We start from the raw sequence: 19,484 nt of genomic DNA on the forward strand, positions 1-19,484 counted from the left end.
GCCTTATTAACTAACGTTTTTTCAAATGCTGCATTAAACGCTTACGCTTACGTAACTGAGTTGGCGTTAGCTTATTTTTCTTATCTGCATATGGGTTTTCACCCTCTTTAAACAGAATTCGAATTGGCGTTCCCATCACTTGTAATGAACGACGGAAGTAATTCATCAAATAACGTTTGTAGCTGTCTGGTAAATCAGAGACTTGGTTACCATGGATCACAACAATCGGTGGGTTATGCCCCCCAGCATGGGCATATTTCATTTTAACACGGCGACCACGAATAAGCGGCGGTTGGTGCTCATCTTCTGCCATCTTCATGATGCGCGTTAATAATGCCGTTCCCACTCGACGAGTTGCAGATTCATAAGCTTCTTGCACTGATTCAAATAGGTTACCCACGCCACTGCCATGCAATGCAGAAATAAAGTGAATTCGTGCGAAATCAACAAAACCAAGACGCAGTTCAAGCATATCCTTCACGTGCTCGCGGTCCTCGGGCTTCATACCATCCCATTTATTAACCGCAATAACTAATGAACGACCTGCATTGAGGATAAAACCAAGTAAAGATAAATCTTGGTCTGAGATACCTTCGCGTGCATCGATAACTAATAATACGACGTTCGCATCTTCAATCGCTTGTAATGTTTTAATTACAGAGAATTTTTCGACTGTTTCAGTAACTTTACCACGTTTACGCACACCAGCCGTGTCAATTAGAATATATTCACGCTCATCGCGTTCCATTGGAATGTAAATGCTGTCACGGGTTGTGCCTGGCATATCAAACACAACAACCCTTTCTTCACCCAATATACGGTTGGTTAATGTCGATTTACCGACATTCGGACGGCCAACGATGGCTAATTTAATCGGTAATGTTGTTGGATCGAAGTCATCTTCTTCGTCTTCATCAAGCTCACCTTGAGCTTCTAACTCTGCCCAATATGCCGCATTTTCTTCTTCTTCGGTCAGTTCGACTTCTTCTTCATCTTCAGCAACAAAAGGTTTTAACGATTGTTCTATTAACTGAGTGACACCGCGGCCATGTGATGCAGCGATCGGATGAATTTCCCCTAAACCAAGAGAGTAAAAATCCCCGATTGCTGTTGTGACATCAATACCATCTGTTTTGTTTGCCACTAAATAAGTTTTTTTCTTGCGGCTACGAAGATGTTTAGCAATGCCTTCATCCGCAGGCATTAGCCCTGCTCTTGCATCGACCATAAACAGAACAATATCTGCCTCTTCAATTGCTTGCAAGGACTGTGCGGCCATGTGCGTTTCTACGCCTTCCTCAGTCCCATCGATACCACCCGTGTCGATAATAATGAATTCGTGACCTTCAACTTCTGCACGACCATATTTGCGATCACGAGTCAGACCGGGAAAGTCCGCTACTAATGCGTCACGGGTACGGGTTAAACGGTTAAATAACGTGGATTTTCCTACGTTTGGACGCCCTACCAGCGCTACGACGGGTATCATTCTTAGATGCCTCACAACTTTTATTAACTAAAGGAATTCTGAGGCTTTAACTCAGAAAACAAAAAACGAAACGGCTCCTGTGTTCAGGAACCGTTGATTTTATCGATAAATTGGCGGTTTGTCAGAAAATTAACGTGTTAACAGGTAAACTGTTCCGTTTTTTGTCTGAACCATTAGTTTATCACTTGCAACCACTGGGCGACTGTGAATACCAGAGCTGTTTAGTTTGTTTTGTGCAACAAACCCACCCGTACTCATGTCTAACCAATGCAGATAACCCTCTTTGTCACCGACAACAAGATAGCCATTATACATTTCTGGTGCAGATAACCCGCGGTTTAGTAAGTCTTCCTGTGTCCACAGTGTCACACCATCGCTTTTACGAACAGACAATACGCGGTCACTTTGGTCAACGAGGTACAGGTTTTCACCTGACATTACCATATCATTGATTGAGCCCAGTTCACGTTTCCATAGGATTTGACCTGAACGCATATCCAGTGCTGCCAATGTGCCATTATAAGCAATCGCATACACTTTGCCGTCATCAATAATTGGTGTCATATCGACATCGTTTAAGCGGCCGATTTCTGTCGAACTGGTCACTTGCGAAATGCGTTGCTGCCAAATTAATTGGCCTTGAGACAATAACACTGCACTGACACGACCGTTATCCCCCCCCACAATCGCAGCACCAAAGGCAACTGCTGGAGCAGATTCACCACGTAATGACAACGATGGGGTATCCATGTTAACAGTCCACTTGATTTCCCCGCTATTGACGTCTAAAGCTTGCAGTTGACCATTACTGGTATGAATAACAACAAGGTCATTACTCACTACAGGTTTAGAAAGGGCTTCACCTGCAACTTCGACATCCCAAGCGACTTGACCATCTTCTTTGTTAAGAGCGATAACTGTTCCACGCTCAGTACCCACAAAGATTTTGTCGCCATCAACGGTTAAACCACCGGATAATAATGCAGATAAATTAGCAGAAAGAAAACCCGTTCGTTTAGATAAATCTACCGACCATAGTTCTTTACCACTGTCGAGTTCAAAGGCTTTAACTAAACCTTTGCGGTCTGCTGCATAAACGGCTGAGCCATCCCAAACCGGTGATAATTCAGAATAAAATTGTTCAACACCATTTCCAACAGATTTATCCCAAACAATTGATGGGGTGAATTGATTTTCAACCTGTGGAAGTGGCGCCATAATAATAGAATCAGTTTCGCTGGAACAACCGGCAAGTAAAGCTGAAGCGACTAGGCCAACTAAAAGTGTTTTGCGCAACTGCATGTTTGTCGTTTCCTTTCTTCTTATGAATTAGATACGTTGTTCAACTTCAGAGTCAAAATACCTCTAATAGATTGAGAGCCTTCACTTTCTAACCCCTGAGTGTAAGCGGCTTTTGCGCCTGCTTTATCACCCTTGTGGAGTAATGCATCGCCACGGACATCCTGTGCCGTTGCTTGCCATGACTTACTTTTAATATTTGCCACTGACGCTATCGCACCATCAGCATTACCTTGAGCCAATTGTACTCGTGCTAAACGCAAGTTAATTAAATCTTGCATATCCACAGTTTTTGCTTTGGCTAATGCATTGGTCAATGCAGTTTGTGCGTTAGCTAAATCACCTTTATCCACTGCAATTTGCGCAAGCTCTAAACCCATCATCGCACTGTATACATCGTCAGTTTCAGCCGCAAATTTTTGCGCCGCAGCAATAGCCTGATCTGAACCCGAACGTAATTGGGCGTTTACTGTTTCAAATTTTTGTGCACTTTCTTGCAGTACATTGGTTTTATGGGACTGCCAGTAGTTCCAACCAAATACACCGCCAACGCCAATGACGAGACCAATAACTAATGCCACGCCATTATTCGCAAAAAAGCGCTTAATCGCATCGACTTGATCATTTTCGTTTGTATAGACTTCCACTTGTCTCTCCTTAACCTAATAATTCGGCGATGCGTGACGCCATAAGTTGCTGCGAAATAGTTTCTTGTACGCCAGTACGTAAGTCTTTCACTGTGACTTGGTTATTTTTAATTTCATCTTCCCCCAAGATCAGTGCAATTTTAGCGCCTTGTTTGTCCGCTCTTGCTAACTGTTTCTTGAAGTTACCACCACCGTGGTTAGTCATTAACCGTAGTGTTGGTAGTGCATCACGGACTTTTTCAGCCACTAATATCGCTGCTTGTTGGCTATTTTCGCCAAAAGAAGCGAGATAAACGTCAGCGACTGAAGCATCCGCAGTAAATTCAGGGTTCACTTCTTGGACTAATAACACCATGCGTTCCATACCCATGGCAAAACCAACCGCAGGTGTTGCACGACCGCCTAATTGTTCAACTAGGCCATCATAACGGCCACCCGCACAAACAGTGCCTTGTGAACCCAGCGCCGTGGTTACCCACTCAAAAACAGTGCGGTTATAGTAGTCAAGACCACGAACTAAACGTTGATTTACGCGGTATTGAACCCCAGCAGCTTCTAACAACTTGCATAAGCCATCAAAGTGCTCACGTGATTCGACATCAAGGTAATCAAACAGTTCAGGTGCATCATTCAATAAAGCCTGAATTTCTTGATTTTTTGAGTCCAAAACACGTAAAGGATTTGTGTACATCCGGCGTTTGCAGTCTTCATCCAGCTTATCTTTATGCTGTTCTAAGAAAGCAACTAAAGCCTCACGGTAATTAGCTCGCGCTTCTAATGAACCAATCGAGTTCAGCTCTAATGTTACATGCTCACTAATTCCTAACGCTTTCCACCAGCGCGCTGTCATTAAAATAACTTCAGCATCGATATCAGGGCCTGCAAGACCAAAAACTTCAGCCCCTAACTGGTGAAATTGACGATAACGACCTTTTTGTGGGCGCTCATAACGGAACATTGGGCCTAAATACCACAAACGCTGTTCCTGATTGTACAGCAAACCATGCTCAATACCTGCACGTACACAACCTGCGGTATTTTCAGGGCGTAATGTCAGACTTTCATCGTTACGGTCATTGAAAGTGTACATTTCTTTTTCAACGACATCCGTCACTTCACCTATCGCTCTGCGAAATAGCGGGGTCTGCTCTACAATCGGGGTACGAATTTCACTAAAACCATAACCCTGTAAAATATTTTTTAATGTTGCCTCGATTTTCTGCCATACACGCGTGTCAGCTGGCAAGTAATCATTCATGCCGCGAATGGCTTGGATATTTTTTCCCACTTTATTTCTCTATTTTCAGAATTACATTAGTTTGATTATAAGAGCGAAATATCATCTGGTTCAATCAACAAACACCAATTACTGATACTAATCGGGATTTATCTGTTAATTTGTACGGTGAGCGACCGATTTTAGAAAAAAATGCGGATAATTGATATAGCGTTTGTTCTAAATACGCCAAACGACTCTATGAGTCGCTTGGCATTAGAATACACAAAATTAATCTTTTAAGTTGACTTCAATCCGCTTGCTTTCATCCATCATCGCTGCTTTTGCTCGAATTTTAGCCTCTAATTGGTCGATGATGTTGTCATTATCAAAGCGCTCTTTTTGACGTTTACCGTCTTCATAGAAACCACTCTTGGTTTTTGCGCCTGCAACACCTAGCGTAGAAACTTCCGCTTCACCGGGGCCATTGACCACACAACCAATAATCGACACATCCATTGGCGTAATGATATCTTCTAAGCGCTGTTCTAACTCATTCACCGTGCCTATCACATCAAATTCTTGCCGTGAGCAGGTTGGACAAGCAATAAAATTAATGCCACGCGAACGAATACGCAGTGATTTTAAAATATCAAAACCGACTTTAACTTCTTCAACAGGGTCTGCAGCCAAAGAAATACGCAGAGTATCACCGATACCTTCAGACAGTAACATTCCTAAGCCAATCGCCGATTTTACGGAGCCTGCACGTGCGCCACCCGCCTCTGTAATACCTAAATGCAGAGGTTGATCAATTTTATTTGCTAATAAACGGTAAGAGCCGACAGCTAAAAATACATCAGAAGCTTTTACACTGACTTTGAATTGGTCGAAATTCAGCCTATCTAAGATGTCCACATGGCGCATTGCCGACTCAACTAAGGCTTCAGGTGTTGGTTCTCCGTACTTCTCTTGAATGTCTTTTTCAAGGGAACCGCCATTGACCCCAATACGAATAGGAATATTGTAATGGCGTGCACAATCAACAACTTGGCGAATTCTTTCTTCACTACCAATATTACCTGGGTTAATACGCAAGCAATCAACACCGTACTCTGCGACTTTTAATGCAATACGATAGTCAAAATGGATATCAGCCACCAGTGGAACGCTAACTTGCTGTTTAATCAATTTAAATGCTTCAGCAGCATCCATGGTAGGAACAGAAACACGCACGATATCAACACCCACGCGCTCAAGGGATTTTATTTGGCGAACTGTGGCTTCGACATCAGTTGTACGGGTATTGGTCATTGACTGGACAGCGATAGGAGCACCATCGCCTACGGGTACGCTACCTACATTAATACGGGTGGATTTACGTCTTTTTATCGGTGATTCATTATGCATTTTGGTTTAATTCTCCGAACGTCCATGTGCTCTTTGTTACCGTGGTACTTTTTGTGCCTATAGTACTCTTTGTTACCGTGGTATAGTTTTAACGATTATTTTTATACGCTCAACTATACACAAGAAAGCAAACCATAGCCTATCAAAAAAGATGTTTTCGGATATAGTTTGCTTCTTTTTGCCTATTTGTTTTTAGGCTTCAGGTAACTTCAATTTTGCTGGACGTTTCGCTTTAATAAAACGGCTTAAATCAACAGCGTTACCTTGGAACTGTACCGTCACATTCGCCGGCGCACCAATGTTCAGACGATAAGGTTGCGGACCATCAAGTTCCAGCTTATCCCCATTATTTTTGGTACCACTGAATAAAATTTTATTATTCGCATCACGAATTTCTAACCAACACTGCCCAGTAAAATTCAAGACCAGAGCTTGGCTACTCACTGCAACAGGTTCAGTCGTTTCTGTATTTTGTGTTCTGTCTAATGCAACTGAAGATTGTGGTGCATTCGGTAATGGAATTGTTCTAACTGGCTCTGTAACAGAGTCAGCCGTTAATACGGGCTCTTGGCCTTGTAATTCAAGTGTATTTTCCTGTGTAACAGGCGCTGTATCCGTTGAGACTATCTCTGTTGAAGCCGGCAATTCAACGGGGGTTGTGCTGTTATCTTGCTGAGACAAAATCAAATCATTTTGATTTGCCATTGAAACTAATTCATCTTTTTGTGCGTTATGATCTTGCCACCACCATACACCAACCATTGCAATGAGGACGATCACAATCAACCAAGTCAGTTTCATTAACCAACCTTCGCGCTTTTTACGCTTTTTCCCTAAAGAATAGCTTTGCATAGGAGAAACTTTGGCTAATGTGACGGGCTCTTCCGTTTTCATATACGTTTTTAATTCGCTTTCTGGTATACCTACCATGCGTGCATAAAGGCGAATATAACCACGTAAAAACGTCGGTTCTACACCAGCGGGAGCAATATCTTGTTCTATCTCTTTTACCGTACTGATTTTAAGGCATAATCGTTCTGCAACAACATCTTGGGTTAGCCCCATGCGCTCACGTGCTTGCGTCAATAATTGTCCTACTGTCGTCGTAGTCTGTTCGGTATTATTTTCGATAGTCATTTGCTGGCAACACTATTTCCAAGTTAAAAATATATAAAGCAAGCATTGAGCAGCTTTACTCGTCAATAATTTATCATCATGTTGAAACAACAATTAAATTTTTCTTATTGCTTCTACTATTGTAGGTGAACAAAGGCGTTTTGCCTAACTCTAAAACGCCCTAAACCATAACTTAATTCACTGATTCAAACATATTTATAAATCAGACTGTTTTTACCTTGATAGGTTCCCCTGCTAAGCGTTTTTTCAACGTTCGTTTTGTTCTGTCGATCACATCGCCAGCAAGTTGCCCACAAGCTGCATCTATATCATCACCGCGTGTTTTGCGTACTATCGTAGTAAAACCATATCCCATCAATACTTTACAAAAGCGGTCAATACGACTATTCGAACTTCTACCGTATGGCGCTCCAGGGAACGGGTTCCATGGAATTAAGTTGATTTTGCTCGGTGTATTTTTTAAACATTCCGCTAATTGATGAGCTTGTTCAACACTATCGTTCACGTGATCTAACATCACATACTCAACGGTTACTCGTCCTGCATTGGCATTCGATTTCGTTAAATAACGATTCACACTGTTGAGGAAGGTTTCAATATTGTATTTTTTATTAATTGGAACGATATCATCGCGGATATCATCTGTTGGCGCATGCAATGAAATCGCTAACGCGACATCAATCATATCCCCTAATTTGTCCAGTGCAGGTACAACACCGGAAGTGGAAATCGTGACACGGCGCTTAGATAAACCAAAACCGAAGTCATCTAACATAATTTCCATCGCAGGGACGACATTATTCAAATTCAGTAATGGTTCGCCCATTCCCATCATTACAACGTTGGTAATTGGACGGCGTCCACTGGATTTCAGTGAACCAATAATTTTTGCAGCTCGCCAAACCTGACCAATGATTTCCGAAACACGTAAGTTACGGTTGAAGCCTTGTTGCGCCGTGGAACAGAATTTACACTCCAGCGCACAACCAACCTGTGAAGAGACACACAATGTTGCACGATCTGCTTCTGGGATATATACAGTTTCAACCAGTTGGTCACCCACTTTGATAGCCCACTTAATGGTACCATCTGATGAGCGCTGTTCGTCAACGACTTCCGGTGCACGGATTTCCGCGACTTCTTTTAGTTTTGCTCTAAGAACTTTATTAATATCGGTCATTTGGTCAAAATCATCATAGCAATAATGATAGATCCATTTCATGACCTGATCCGCGCGGAACGGTTTTTCACCCATTTGGGCAAAGAACTCACGCATTTGCTTGCGGTTTAAATCAAGTAAATTGGTTTTTTGATTCGTTTTATCTGGCGTGACAGAAATAGCAGAAGAAGTTGCACATTGTGCATCTGTCGTCATATCAGACATGGTGTATTGCCTCGTTGTTACACTTTCGGCAGTGCTAGTAATGAGTATAGCACGACGTAATTTTTGCAGTCTTAAAAATATAATCGCCCCGCTAATCATAGCAGGGCGTCGCATTGTACAAACTTTATAACAATAATGCTAATGCATTAGTTAAAGAAGTCTTAGCGTGGGCAGATTTCATCCGCAGTGAAGAAATACGCGATTTCACGAGCAGCAGATTCCTCAGAGTCTGAACCGTGAGTTGCGTTTTCAGTGAAGCTGTCTGCGTAGTCTGCGCGTAAAGTACCTGCTAACGCGTTATCTGGGTTAGTTGCGCCCATCAGGTCACGATGACGTTGGATTGCATTTTCACCTTCTAACACTTGCAGCATGATAGGGCCTGAAGTCATGAATTCAACCAGACCTTCAAAGAAAGGACGGCCTTTGTGTTCAGCGTAGAAGCCTTCAGCTTGCTCACGAGTTAAATGCATCATTTTAGCAGCGATGATTGTGAAACCCGCGCTTTCAAAACGGTTGTAAATTGCACCAATAACGTTTTTCTTCACAGCGTTTGGTTTAATAATAGAAAATGTACGTTGAACAGTCATAAATAACCTCTTAGCGATTCATTAGGCCTTTATTCTTTATTCTTCCCTGTAACTTAGGATGCAAGAACTTAAAATAGGCATGTTGTAGTTTTTTATATTATTTCTAATTCTATTGTTAGGCTTTTAAACTTCAAAAGCAACCATGTCTAGGAAAAAGAAAAATAAGGCGATGATTATAGGGGCTCTGATTACAATTTCCTACAGTCACAACAACATTTTGTTAAACTTTTTATAGCAAAAAACACTATTTTTTCGGGTAAGTCACGTTTTTCATCTATTACTTCACTCTAAAACTCATTGCCGTCACTTGGCCGCTTAAATCCAATACTGAAATTTGGTAGTTTCCACTTTTATCGAGTGTCAGCAAAATAGAACCATTTTGCTCTGTTGTGTTCACCTGTTCTCCATTTAAGAACCACCATTTCTGCCCCTGCCCACCCTGTGTGACTAAACGCAAATCTAAACTGGTTTTTCCTGGCAAGCGCTGTAATACTTCACCATCACGTATACCGGAAATCAATAATGGCGGCGTTTCTAACTTCAATGGAGGGCAAGCTAAATCTGCTTTAGGTAATCGATTTTCCCGTTTTTCACTACTCGGTAACCATGACTCCACCGTGATCGGCCATAAATGTACCTCTTTTTCCTGTGCATTCGGGCAATCTGCCGCCACTTGTAGCCCTTTGTTATTTACCCAGATTTTTTGTCTTAACCCTAAGAGTGACTCTTGGTCTCGTGCCATTAAAGTGGGTGGGATCGTATTATCCAAGATCCAACTTAGGCGCCTTTGGCGGCAATTATTATCATCTTTCAGTAATGCCGTTCCTCCCGGCCAGCAAATCACTGCTTGGCTAACACTGGCAGGCTTCACATCTTTCGGCAACGGTTCATGAGATAGGTAAATTTTGCTCAGTAACATTCCATTGATTTGATTCATAATCGGGATAGCAGTGGCAAAGCCTAGCTGCCCTGCAACAGGCGTTGCATCCGGTCGTCCGACCCAAACACCGATGGTATAACGCGGATTAACACCAATCGCCCACGCATCTCGATAACCATAACTGGTTCCCGTTTTCCATGCTAAATTAAGTTGCCCTGATAAATTAGCCTCAGGAACAGGGCGTGCTTCCCCGCCCATAATACGGCGCACTATCCACGCGGCTCCCGGTGACATCAGCGCTCTATCGCGAATTTCATCGGTTGGTTTAAAACGTAGCGGCGACACATAACCTTTTCTCGCAAATGCGCTGTAAGCGGAAACCAAATCTTCCATCCGTGTGGCTGTGCCGCCTAAAATCAGCGACAAGTTTGGTTCACTCCCTAACGGAAAGCGCAGCTCAGTCCCAACATTACGCAGTTGAGCCGTAAATCGTTTACTACCATACACATCTAATAACTGAACTACGGGTAAATTTAATGAACGAACGAGTGCATCACTAACACTCACTGGCCCATTAAAACCACTGTCAAAGTTCCCCGGACGGTAATCATTAAAGCGCCTCGGTACATCTTGTAATAACGACTCCGCATGGATGAGCCCGTCATCCATCGCTAATGCATATAAAAAAGGTTTTAACGTTGAGCCTGGAGAGCGCCAAGCGCTAATCATGTCCACATGACCAAAACGGCTATCATCTTGGAAATCAATTGAGCCAATATAAGCTTTTACTGCCATATCCGTATGATCAACCACCAAAATCCCCAGTGAAGTTTGTTTTGGTAGTTGGTTTTTCCAATTCATTGCCATGTCTTCCAGTTGCCTTTGCAAACTGGCGTCGATAGTGGTTTCAATGATGGGGTCTTGCGTATTTTTAGTCACACGCCTTGCAAGCAAAGGAGCAGAATGCGGATTCTTCCGCGGTGCTAGCCAAATTTGTTCTTGTTTAATATCGGCAACTTTTTCAGGGCTCCAAACTTGGTATTCCTCTAACCTGTCTAACACCTTATCACGAGCGGCTTGTGCCCTTTGTGGATAACGGTCTGGCCTTAAACGGCTAGGAGCTTGAGGTAGAACAGCAAAGAGAGCCGCTTCACTCGCCGTCAATTTTGCTGGTGACTTATTCAAATATACCCAGCTAGCGGCTCCAATACCTTCAATGGTTCCACCATACGGAGCGCGGTTTAAATACATTTCTAAAATTTCATCTTTTGAGTAATGATACTCAAGCTGAGCCGTACGCCAAAGCTGTTTCAGCTTACCGCCCAATGTTCTTTCATGGGGATCAATTAACCGTGCAACTTGCATCGAAATGGTACTACCGCCCGACACAATACGCCCTGAACTCACAAACTGCCCCGCGGCCCTAACTAGCGAAAACGGGTTTACCCCCGGATGGCGATAAAAATGGCGGTCTTCATACGTTAATAACGCTTCAATAAAATCAGGAGAAACCTCATCGAGTGTAACCGGAAAGCGCCAAATACCTTCTTTGTCTGCAAAGCGCCACAATGGTGTGCCATCCGCAGCAACCACAGTTCGAGCCATTTCAATTTGCTTAATCGGCAACGGCCATATTTTATCAGCCGCTAGAAAAGCCAGTGGCAAAATAATGACCAACAGAACCAGTGCAATGCCTGTGCGGCGTAACCATTTTTTCATTGATGGGAGTACCGAAAATAAATTAAAAGAGCCCTTATACTTTATATATCAATATATAAGGGCTCAGTTTAGCGGTGATTAACGAACGATTTCTAATTGGCCATCAGAATAGCCCGTCGCGCGCCAATCAGGGACATACATTGATTCAACTTGTGGTACTGGAATGCTATATACACCCGGTGTCACTGCACGTGCTAAGTAGACTAATGTCGTTGGGCGATACTGCTGAACTTCAACGGCAGCCACAAAACGGTCATCACGGTATTCCATATGGCGAATTTGTGATTGCTGCATATCATCAATCAGTTCTTGCAGGTTCGGCGCAGACTCACTCAAATTAGCGCTACTGTTCGCTAAATTTTGGTTTTCCAGTTCTAAGCCCGCTGGTAGTAAGTCAACCACTAGCGCATCTGGTACGCTTTGGGATGCTTGAACTTCCAATTTAACCACCACCATTTCACCGCTTCTTAGCCTATCTAACGAAATGCGGTTACCTTTCATATCATAGTAACTACGAGTGATACCCAGCACATTCGAACTTGGCTTCGGCGAATGTTGTGGATAACCCACCACGTTTAGGCGTGTGTATAGCGTATTGGTTCCCGTGTTTTCGATGCTATAACCTGTTTCTAATTGTGCTTTACTCAAGAACTCACTCACGGGTTTATCTGAAACCATCGGAGGTTCTTGGCCATTAATCGTTGCTTTCCATGGAGCTTCACTTTCATTTAAGTAGAAACGGCCCGCTAAGTACAACGCATTGCTCTCTTGTGTCGAGAAATAACGTTGAGAAGTCAAGTTATTAGACAAAGTTTGTAGTTTTTGGTCACGGGATTTTGGCATTAAATTATATTCATTTAATAGCGCAACAATCATCGCGTCATCACGGATCACCGAACCGTAATCCCCTACATAGCTGTAGCGGTTACGTTGTTTTTTCAGTCCGTCAATCACCGCGCTCTCACCACGTGATTTATCCCCCATCAAGTTCAACGCAACACCAAGCTGAACGAGCGGTAAACCACTCGCTGCATGATCTCTTTGGTTATAAAGTTGACGTAATGCGCCTAAAGGTGCTTTTTGCTGTGACGCCAACACTAAGCCTGCATAAGCTTGAGTTGCGAAACGCGCACCTGCCTGATTTTCCGTATAAGGATAATTGATTTGGCTACCATCTTGTAAATAGCTCAATAAGCGCGTGTTTGCGTTACTGATAGCGTCTTGCGGAACCGTAAACCCACGCTGATTCGCTTTATTCAAGAAATCCGCCGCATATGCGGTTAACCAATACTCTTCGCGACCGTTTCTATCCCATAACGAGAAGCCGCCATCATTACGTTGCATACTTAACAAATGCGGAATACCAATTTCAATCGCTTTATGGCGATCCGCATCTGTTTGCGTTTTAATCCCTATCTTATTCAGCTCAGCTTGAGTTGAGAATAATGATGGATATAACCCACTGATAGTTTGCTCTAAACAGCCGTATGGGTAAGCAAATAGCTCTCTAATATAACGAGAAACATCTAACGGTGGGCGGCTGGTTAATAGTACTTGCCCTTCTAGGGTATCGGGTTGTAACCCGGCAATTTGGTTAGTTGGCAACGCCCATGAGGTGCCTGGCTCAATAGCAGTTGCAAAAGAAACAGTTTCTGCTGGTTGTGCCGGACGAACCCCGACTTTCCAACTATTACTGTAATCTTTATTGGCTTCGCCTTGAATTTTCACACCATTAATGGTCATTGACACTTCGCCTTCACCGAAGCCGTAGTCTGCTCTGACAGGTAGATTAATCGTGGTACGTTTGCCTTTTGGTAACTCCACCTCACGGCTGCTGACACCATCAAGTTTCACCATTCCTGATGCTTTGAAATTGACGGTCACATTTTGTGTATTATCCGTCATATTGGTCAAATCAAGCGCAAAGTAAGACTTATCACCACCAGCCATAAAACGTGGCATCGACATTTGTGTCACTAATGGTGCCGCGACAATCACTTTGCTATCCGCATGGCCGAACTCTTTTTCATTCCATGCTTGGGCCATCACACGTAGTTCCCCGTTAAAATCAGGGATAGCGAGGCTAATTTCACCTTCGCCGTCTTTATTTAATGTGACAGGCTTGGCTTGCTCCGCAATAATTTGCACTTCAGTGAGTGGCTTCATACCACCACGCTCTAATGCAGCATCCTCGCTGTCACCACCAAAGCGCAAGTTAGCAACCTTACCTTGTCCTTCAATTAAATGACCATAAACGTCATATTGGTCAACGCCATAGCGCTTACGGCCAAAAAAGGCATCATACGGGTCTGGGGTTTTGAAATCTGTGATATTCAATACGCCAGTGTCAACCGCAGATAACAACACATTCACTTTTTCAGGTAACGGTTTGCCATCTTGTGCTGTCGCTTTAATTTTTACCGTTAAGTCTTGGTTTGGACGCATTTTATCTGGCGCGGAGAGTGCTAAAGCAATCTTACGGTTTTCATCTGCGATTGGTAAATGCAACACACCCACCGCGCGTTTTACCGTTGCTTCTTTAGAATCGTCTCCTGGGCGCACCACAACTGCTGAGACGTACAGGTCATGACGAGCCCACTCTTTATTGACTGGGATTTCAACGTCTAAGCCTTTTTCTGGCACATCAATTTCTTCCCACCACAATGGACCGTTGCTCGATTCGAGCAATATATACCCTTTACCGGCTTTAGGAGATTCAATGCGAACTTTAGCTTTTTCACCCGGTAAGTACGCAGGCTTATTCAAGCTGAGTTTCACTTGGTCAGGACGAACAGAGCCACTTCCCCCTGTGTTATCTTGCCATGAATACCCTGCCCAAAACTGGACGCTCGACACTAGCTGATTTTCAGGGTTAACAACTTCTAGGCGGAATGCCCCCCAATCCACAGGGAAAGACACTTTCGCTGTTCCGTCTTTAGCAATAGCAATATTTTCATTCGCCATAACGAGGTCTTTTTGGTCATAATTTGAAGACCAACCACCACTTTCAGACCAACTCCAGTAATAATCACGACGCTCATACACTAAACGCACGGTTAAGTTTTCTGCTGCCAGTTTGTTACCTGCGGCATCAGCCATGACTAATTCAAATTCTGCGAGTGAATTTTCATCCACATTGTGACGTTTTACATAACGGTCAGTGCGGTAATCATAAATTTCTTTTTTCGCAAATAATGGGCGAATACCGACCAGTTTTTCCGCAGGCCAAATGGCTTGCTCGGCACGGCGCGTCACAGGACGTCCGCCAGCCTCAAGCAAACTTGCCTGTAACACAGCCGAAATAGGTGAACGTGTTGAACTCCAATTGCTATTTGGAATTGAAATCACGGTTTCACCGTTGCTGTCCAGCGTCAAGTCAAACTCGTCCAACTTACGTGGTAAACCTTCTTCATTGACAGCACCAAATTCAAAACCAGGTAATTTTGCGACCGCTTCCCGAGCTGCTTTTAAGACAATTTGCCCTTGTAGCTGGTTATCAGCCGCTGGCGCACCGTATAAATAACGACCTTGAATATCAAAATCGACAGATTGACTTGTTAAACGAGGGACATCACTCCCCTCAATTTCCAGTGCCATACGTTCTGGCATGAAATCTTCAACATTAAATTTGTAATAACGCAGTGGTGAACCATCACCTAAATCAAAGCGAAGCGACCAACCGCCTGTTTCTGCATTTTTAGGAATTTCAAATTGATATTGATACAAGCCATTTTGGTTTTCTTCTGGTTGCCAAACAAAACTGCGAACCACTTGCCCATCAGTTTTTAATACATCAACTTTAACTGGCTGAGTTTTGACTGGGTTACCATCGCCATCACGCAATAGGCCGTTTACCAGCAATAATTCACCTGGGCGATATAAATCTCGAGGACCGAAGGTGAAAAATTGTTTTGCGTAGCCTTCTGGCCCTGAAATATCGAATTCAGATAAATCAAGTGCTGGCTGAGTGAGGTCAATCATACTGGTTTGCCCTTCATGGGTTGCCAGCAATAATTTTCCACCCGCTAATTTATCTAGCTGAGCATGACCATCGCCATCTGTCGTACCTTTTGTTACTAACTGGCCTTTTTCATCCAAAATACGCAGCTCAACGCCTTTAATTGCAGAGCCTTTCGCTAAGGATTGAGTGAAAACATCGACACGGTCTTGGTAACTGTGTAGTGATACACCAATATCACTCAATGTGAAGACAGTTGCAGGGAATTGATAACTATAGCTGCCTGCTTTTTGCATGATGGCCAAATACACGCCATCTTGCTGTAACTCTTTGATATCTTTCAACGGCAGTAAAATGGTTTGGCGGGTATTTTTATCTGGATTTAAGTCAAAGCGGCCGGTATAAGCCAACTCCACTTTGTCAAGAAACTCTTCGGAATACCAATACTCATAATTACTACGATACTGCCACTGTGCTAAAAATTGTGGTAATTGCTTTTCATCCACACGGAAGAAATTGACGTCGACCTTATCAACGTTCAAGGCAATCACAGGTAAGCCTTGAGCAACCTTGCTAGGCAATAAAGAGCCTTTACTTGCAAAACCAACGGTTGGGATGATTTGTGCAGTGGTCAATTTTTTCTCAAAATTTTCGGTCGTCGTACGCTCATTAACCGCTTTAATACCCGGGTTAATGGTTAAGTTTAACTCTTTAGATGGCGGAAGATGGCGAAAACGGAGTTCCATTTGGTTATCAGACAGTTCCCAAGCGCCATCTAACTTACCCGCTTTAACATCAATGAGGTTAATGTACTGGCCAAAGTCTTGGTTTGCTTGTAGTGGAACCGAGAATGTCACCACCATGGCACTCGCACCATCAAGCTGTAATTCAGATGCATCCAAAATAGTTAAATCTTTCCCTGCGTATTTTTTTATCATTTCTTCAGTGGAAAGTTTCGGTGCTGCTTTTTTCTGCTCTGCAACTGGCGCTGTTTTGGTTTGATTTTCTGGCGCTGTGGTTGAAACATTTGGCTCATTTTTGGTTGTTTCATCTGTATTATCACAACCAGCCAATGCCACTACCGATGCCAACGCAAGTGCTAAATAACGCTTTTTGGTTTTGAGACCCGCCAATGAAGCCCAACTTGATTGTTGTTTCATTACCGCCCGCCCTTTAATTAGTTAAAATTGATTCTGTTTTTTAAGGTTTTAACAGGAGATTAAAACCCTCTACATACTTAGAAATGTTTAAAAACACACACAGATAAATACTGCTGATATTATTTCAATTATCGAAACAATTTAACAGAATGTGATTAGAACACCTATCAGACAAAACGGAAAAAATGATGGGAGAGAAAAACAGAGAAATGAAATAATATTTTTTAAATAGTAAGCAGAATATATATTTAATAAATGAGCAATATGCATTTTATGAGTGAGAAAAAATATTTCCCTCACTCTATACATGGAATTATTAGGTGTTTTTTACTGGGATTGTGTCCCGCAAGAAGCTACCAAGACGACGCTGGTAAAAAGGCTGAACGTGTTGAGTAATAAAATGGCTAACACCTTGTTCATTTTCATTCACCACACAAAAATCAATAGACTCGTCATCAGCTAAAAACTCACAAGCAAGCGTCCCAGCCCCATGGATAATTGAATCAATATTTTCTGCTCCTGTGGTAAACTCCAACGCTATCATTAAGATAGGCGCTTCTTTAGCAGAATCGCTCTCTGTTGCGGAGACCATGAAACCGCGTCTGACCACTTTGTGTTGTTTAAAAAATTCAGTAAGCGCGTCAACAATGGCTTGTGGCTGATCTTCTAACACACTTAATTTAAGTGATGAACCTTTCGGCACTGTTAATTCAGTAAATTGGATCTCAGTTTCTTGGTTGGAACTGTTATTATTCGATTGCTGCGACATTGCCAATCCCCTGCTATTAAAAATAATCGCTTATTATACTCGCAAATACGTCAAGGTAAAAAAATAGGCACGAAAAGTCACCTTCCCGTGCCTGTTATCAATCAAACATTCGCTACTTTGATTTACTGATTAATAAGTTAGCTAATGTTCTTACACCTGTACCCGTTGCGCCTTCTGCCCATAAGCTAACTGCAGATTTACGGTAAGTCGCTGAGCAGTCAATATGCACCCAATTTTGACGATAATTTTCGACAAAATGCGATAAAAATGCCGCAGCGGTGCTTGCGCCTGCTGTGTGCGATGGTGCCGCAATATTGTTCAAATCCGCAAAACTAGACGGTAATTGCTGGCGATGGAACTCTGCCAGTGGTAAACGCCAGAACAGTTCAAACTCAGCGTCTGAAGCGTTCATTAAATCAGCAACTAACTTGTCATCGAAACTCAATACAGAATGGTAGTCATTACCCACGGCAGTTTTCGCTGCGCCCGTCAAGGTTGCTGCATCAATAATTAACGTTGGTTTTTCTTTGCTCGCATCAATCAGGCCATCGGCTAGGACTAAACGACCCTCAGCATCTGTATTCATTATTTCAACGGATTTACCATTGCGGTAACGAATAATATCACCCAATTTGAATGCATTGCCGCTAACCATATTGTCAGCAATGCACAGGAACATTTTCACACGTTTTTGTAAGCCACGTGAAATCGCCAATGCCAATGAACCTGCCAATGTTGCTGCACCGCCCATATCGGCTTTCATTGAATTCATTGAGGATGATGGTTTGATGCTATAGCCGCCTGAATCGAAAGTAATTCCTTTACCCACTAACGCAGCAAATACAGGGGCATTTGGGTTGGCTCCTGGGTTGTAATCCAACGCCAAAAATACAGGTGGACGACTTGAACCACGACCAACCGTATGAATACCGGTATAACCTTGTTCTAATAAATCATCACCTTTAATAATACGGTAGCTAATGTCTTGTGCGCCGACAGTGCAGAGTAAATCGATGGCGCGTTGTGCGAGTTGTTCTGGGCCTAACTCTTCTGCCGGTGCGTTAATCACATCACGTACCCAATCAATGGTACGAATACGGTTTTCTAACTCTTTGCGATCCGCTTCTGGCAGTACTGGCCATTCAATCGTTCTAGCCCCTTTTGGCGCACGAAAACCTTGCCAAAATGCCCAGCTTTTTTCTAAATCCCAGCCTTCGCCAGCCAAAGCTACATTGCGGATCCCTTGGCCATCTAATTTACGGCCAGCGCTTTGTACTGCACATAATTTACCTGCATGTTTCAGGTGGATTGTCATCCCTTTATCGCTAGAGCTTAACAATGCGCCTTCGCCCCAACAAGGTGCAGCAGGCTCACAAGAAATCATTACTGGCATAATTTGTTTTGTCATCGTTTTTCTCACTTTGTCTATTTTTGCAGACAGTAAAAGCCCATTTATTCTGTCGGCAGATGGCATTACCTTAACTGATAAATACCAATAGGGATATCATTATAGTGCTGATATAAAATAAAAAACCGAGCACTATTTCTGGCAGTCACTCGGTTTTTAGGGGAAACCCTACTTATTCGAATTCATCCAGCCAAACTAACAAAATCGCTTCTAGGATTTTCTCGTTCGATTTTTGCGGATCATCATCAAATTCTTCTAAATCGCAAATCCACTGGTGCATATCGGTAAAGCGCACCGTTTTTGGATCAACATCTGGAAATGCGTCATACAGTGCTTCACCGATTTCACGGCTATTTGACCATTTTAAACTCATCATTTTCTCTCATTATATGAACAACTATTTTTCGAATTATAGCCCTTT

At 42.9% G+C, this 19,484-nt stretch carries 13 protein-coding genes; all 13 read right to left on the reverse strand.

Going from position 1 to position 19,484, the window contains the following annotated elements; all coding sequences use genetic code 11:
• Positions 1-10: 10 nt before the first annotated feature.
• Positions 11-1,489: a ribosome biogenesis GTPase Der gene (gene der / locus M1F25_RS13895; protein ID WP_094961719.1), complete on the reverse strand. Its 1,479-nt coding sequence runs from the start codon at positions 1,487-1,489 to the stop codon at positions 11-13.
• Positions 1,490-1,618: 129 nt separating this feature from the next.
• Positions 1,619-2,791, reverse strand: coding sequence for an outer membrane protein assembly factor BamB (gene bamB / locus M1F25_RS13900; protein WP_094961718.1), 1,173 nt, complete (start codon positions 2,789-2,791; stop codon positions 1,619-1,621).
• Between the two features lie 20 nt (positions 2,792-2,811).
• Positions 2,812-3,435, reverse strand: a complete 624-nt coding sequence (locus M1F25_RS13905; protein WP_004264893.1) for a YfgM family protein — start codon at positions 3,433-3,435, stop codon at positions 2,812-2,814.
• Between the two features lie 10 nt (positions 3,436-3,445).
• Positions 3,446-4,723 (reverse strand): histidine--tRNA ligase, encoded by a 1,278-nt coding sequence (gene hisS, locus M1F25_RS13910; protein WP_004264894.1) that lies wholly within the window; start codon positions 4,721-4,723, stop codon positions 3,446-3,448.
• 219 nt (positions 4,724-4,942) lie between these two features.
• Complete coding sequence (ispG, locus tag M1F25_RS13915; protein WP_004264895.1) at positions 4,943-6,061, reverse strand: flavodoxin-dependent (E)-4-hydroxy-3-methylbut-2-enyl-diphosphate synthase; 1,119 nt, start codon at positions 6,059-6,061, stop codon at positions 4,943-4,945.
• 192 nt (positions 6,062-6,253) lie between these two features.
• Positions 6,254-7,198 (reverse strand): cytoskeleton protein RodZ, encoded by a 945-nt coding sequence (gene rodZ, locus M1F25_RS13920; protein WP_110591955.1) that lies wholly within the window; start codon positions 7,196-7,198, stop codon positions 6,254-6,256.
• A gap of 202 nt (positions 7,199-7,400) precedes the next feature.
• A complete protein-coding gene (locus tag M1F25_RS13925) occupies positions 7,401-8,582 on the reverse strand; it encodes a bifunctional tRNA (adenosine(37)-C2)-methyltransferase TrmG/ribosomal RNA large subunit methyltransferase RlmN (protein WP_181488166.1) in 1,182 nt (393 codons plus the stop codon).
• 161 nt (positions 8,583-8,743) lie between these two features.
• Positions 8,744-9,169, reverse strand: coding sequence for a nucleoside-diphosphate kinase (ndk, locus tag M1F25_RS13930; protein ID WP_004264899.1), 426 nt, complete (start codon positions 9,167-9,169; stop codon positions 8,744-8,746).
• 277 nt (positions 9,170-9,446) lie between these two features.
• Positions 9,447-11,768, reverse strand: a complete 2,322-nt coding sequence (pbpC, locus tag M1F25_RS13935) for a peptidoglycan glycosyltransferase PbpC (RefSeq protein WP_136134214.1) — start codon at positions 11,766-11,768, stop codon at positions 9,447-9,449.
• A gap of 78 nt (positions 11,769-11,846) precedes the next feature.
• On the reverse strand, positions 11,847-16,886 hold the full coding sequence (locus M1F25_RS13940; protein WP_232368683.1) for an alpha-2-macroglobulin family protein: 5,040 nt from the start codon (positions 16,884-16,886) through the stop codon (positions 11,847-11,849).
• A 316-nt stretch (positions 16,887-17,202) separates the two neighbouring features.
• Complete coding sequence (locus M1F25_RS13945) at positions 17,203-17,655, reverse strand: enhanced serine sensitivity protein SseB C-terminal domain-containing protein (RefSeq protein WP_004264902.1); 453 nt, start codon at positions 17,653-17,655, stop codon at positions 17,203-17,205.
• A 112-nt stretch (positions 17,656-17,767) separates the two neighbouring features.
• The gene (gene pepB, locus M1F25_RS13950; protein WP_112308277.1) at positions 17,768-19,063 is read right to left on the reverse strand and encodes an aminopeptidase PepB; all 1,296 of its coding nucleotides are present in this window, start codon (positions 19,061-19,063) and stop codon (positions 17,768-17,770) included.
• Positions 19,064-19,235: 172 nt separating this feature from the next.
• On the reverse strand, positions 19,236-19,436 hold the full coding sequence (gene iscX / locus M1F25_RS13955) for a Fe-S cluster assembly protein IscX (RefSeq protein WP_004912658.1): 201 nt from the start codon (positions 19,434-19,436) through the stop codon (positions 19,236-19,238).
• Positions 19,437-19,484 lie beyond the last annotated feature (48 nt).

The organism is Providencia sp. PROV109 (genome assembly GCF_033681625.1).
GTDB classification, from domain to species: Bacteria; Pseudomonadota; Gammaproteobacteria; order Enterobacterales; family Enterobacteriaceae; genus Providencia; species Providencia hangzhouensis.

Excerpts from the sequence above, each read along its gene's own strand:
- M1F25_RS13940 (WP_232368683.1), bottom strand. The coding sequence starts at position 16,886 with ATGAAACAACAATCAAGTTGGGCTTCATTGGCGGGTCTCAAAACCAAA.
- der (WP_094961719.1), bottom strand. The coding sequence starts at position 1,489 with ATGATACCCGTCGTAGCGCTGGTAGGGCGTCCAAACGTAGGAAAATCC.
- bamB (WP_094961718.1), bottom strand. The coding sequence starts at position 2,791 with ATGCAGTTGCGCAAAACACTTTTAGTTGGCCTAGTCGCTTCAGCTTTA.
- M1F25_RS13925 (WP_181488166.1), bottom strand. The coding sequence starts at position 8,582 with ATGTCTGATATGACGACAGATGCACAATGTGCAACTTCTTCTGCTATT.
- pepB (WP_112308277.1), bottom strand. The coding sequence starts at position 19,063 with ATGACAAAACAAATTATGCCAGTAATGATTTCTTGTGAGCCTGCTGCA.
- iscX (WP_004912658.1), bottom strand. The coding sequence starts at position 19,436 with ATGAGTTTAAAATGGTCAAATAGCCGTGAAATCGGTGAAGCACTGTAT.
- ispG (WP_004264895.1), bottom strand. The coding sequence starts at position 6,061 with ATGCATAATGAATCACCGATAAAAAGACGTAAATCCACCCGTATTAAT.
- rodZ (WP_110591955.1), bottom strand. The coding sequence starts at position 7,198 with ATGACTATCGAAAATAATACCGAACAGACTACGACGACAGTAGGACAA.
- pbpC (WP_136134214.1), bottom strand. The coding sequence starts at position 11,768 with ATGAAAAAATGGTTACGCCGCACAGGCATTGCACTGGTTCTGTTGGTC.
- ndk (WP_004264899.1), bottom strand. The coding sequence starts at position 9,169 with ATGACTGTTCAACGTACATTTTCTATTATTAAACCAAACGCTGTGAAG.
- M1F25_RS13945 (WP_004264902.1), bottom strand. The coding sequence starts at position 17,655 with ATGTCGCAGCAATCGAATAATAACAGTTCCAACCAAGAAACTGAGATC.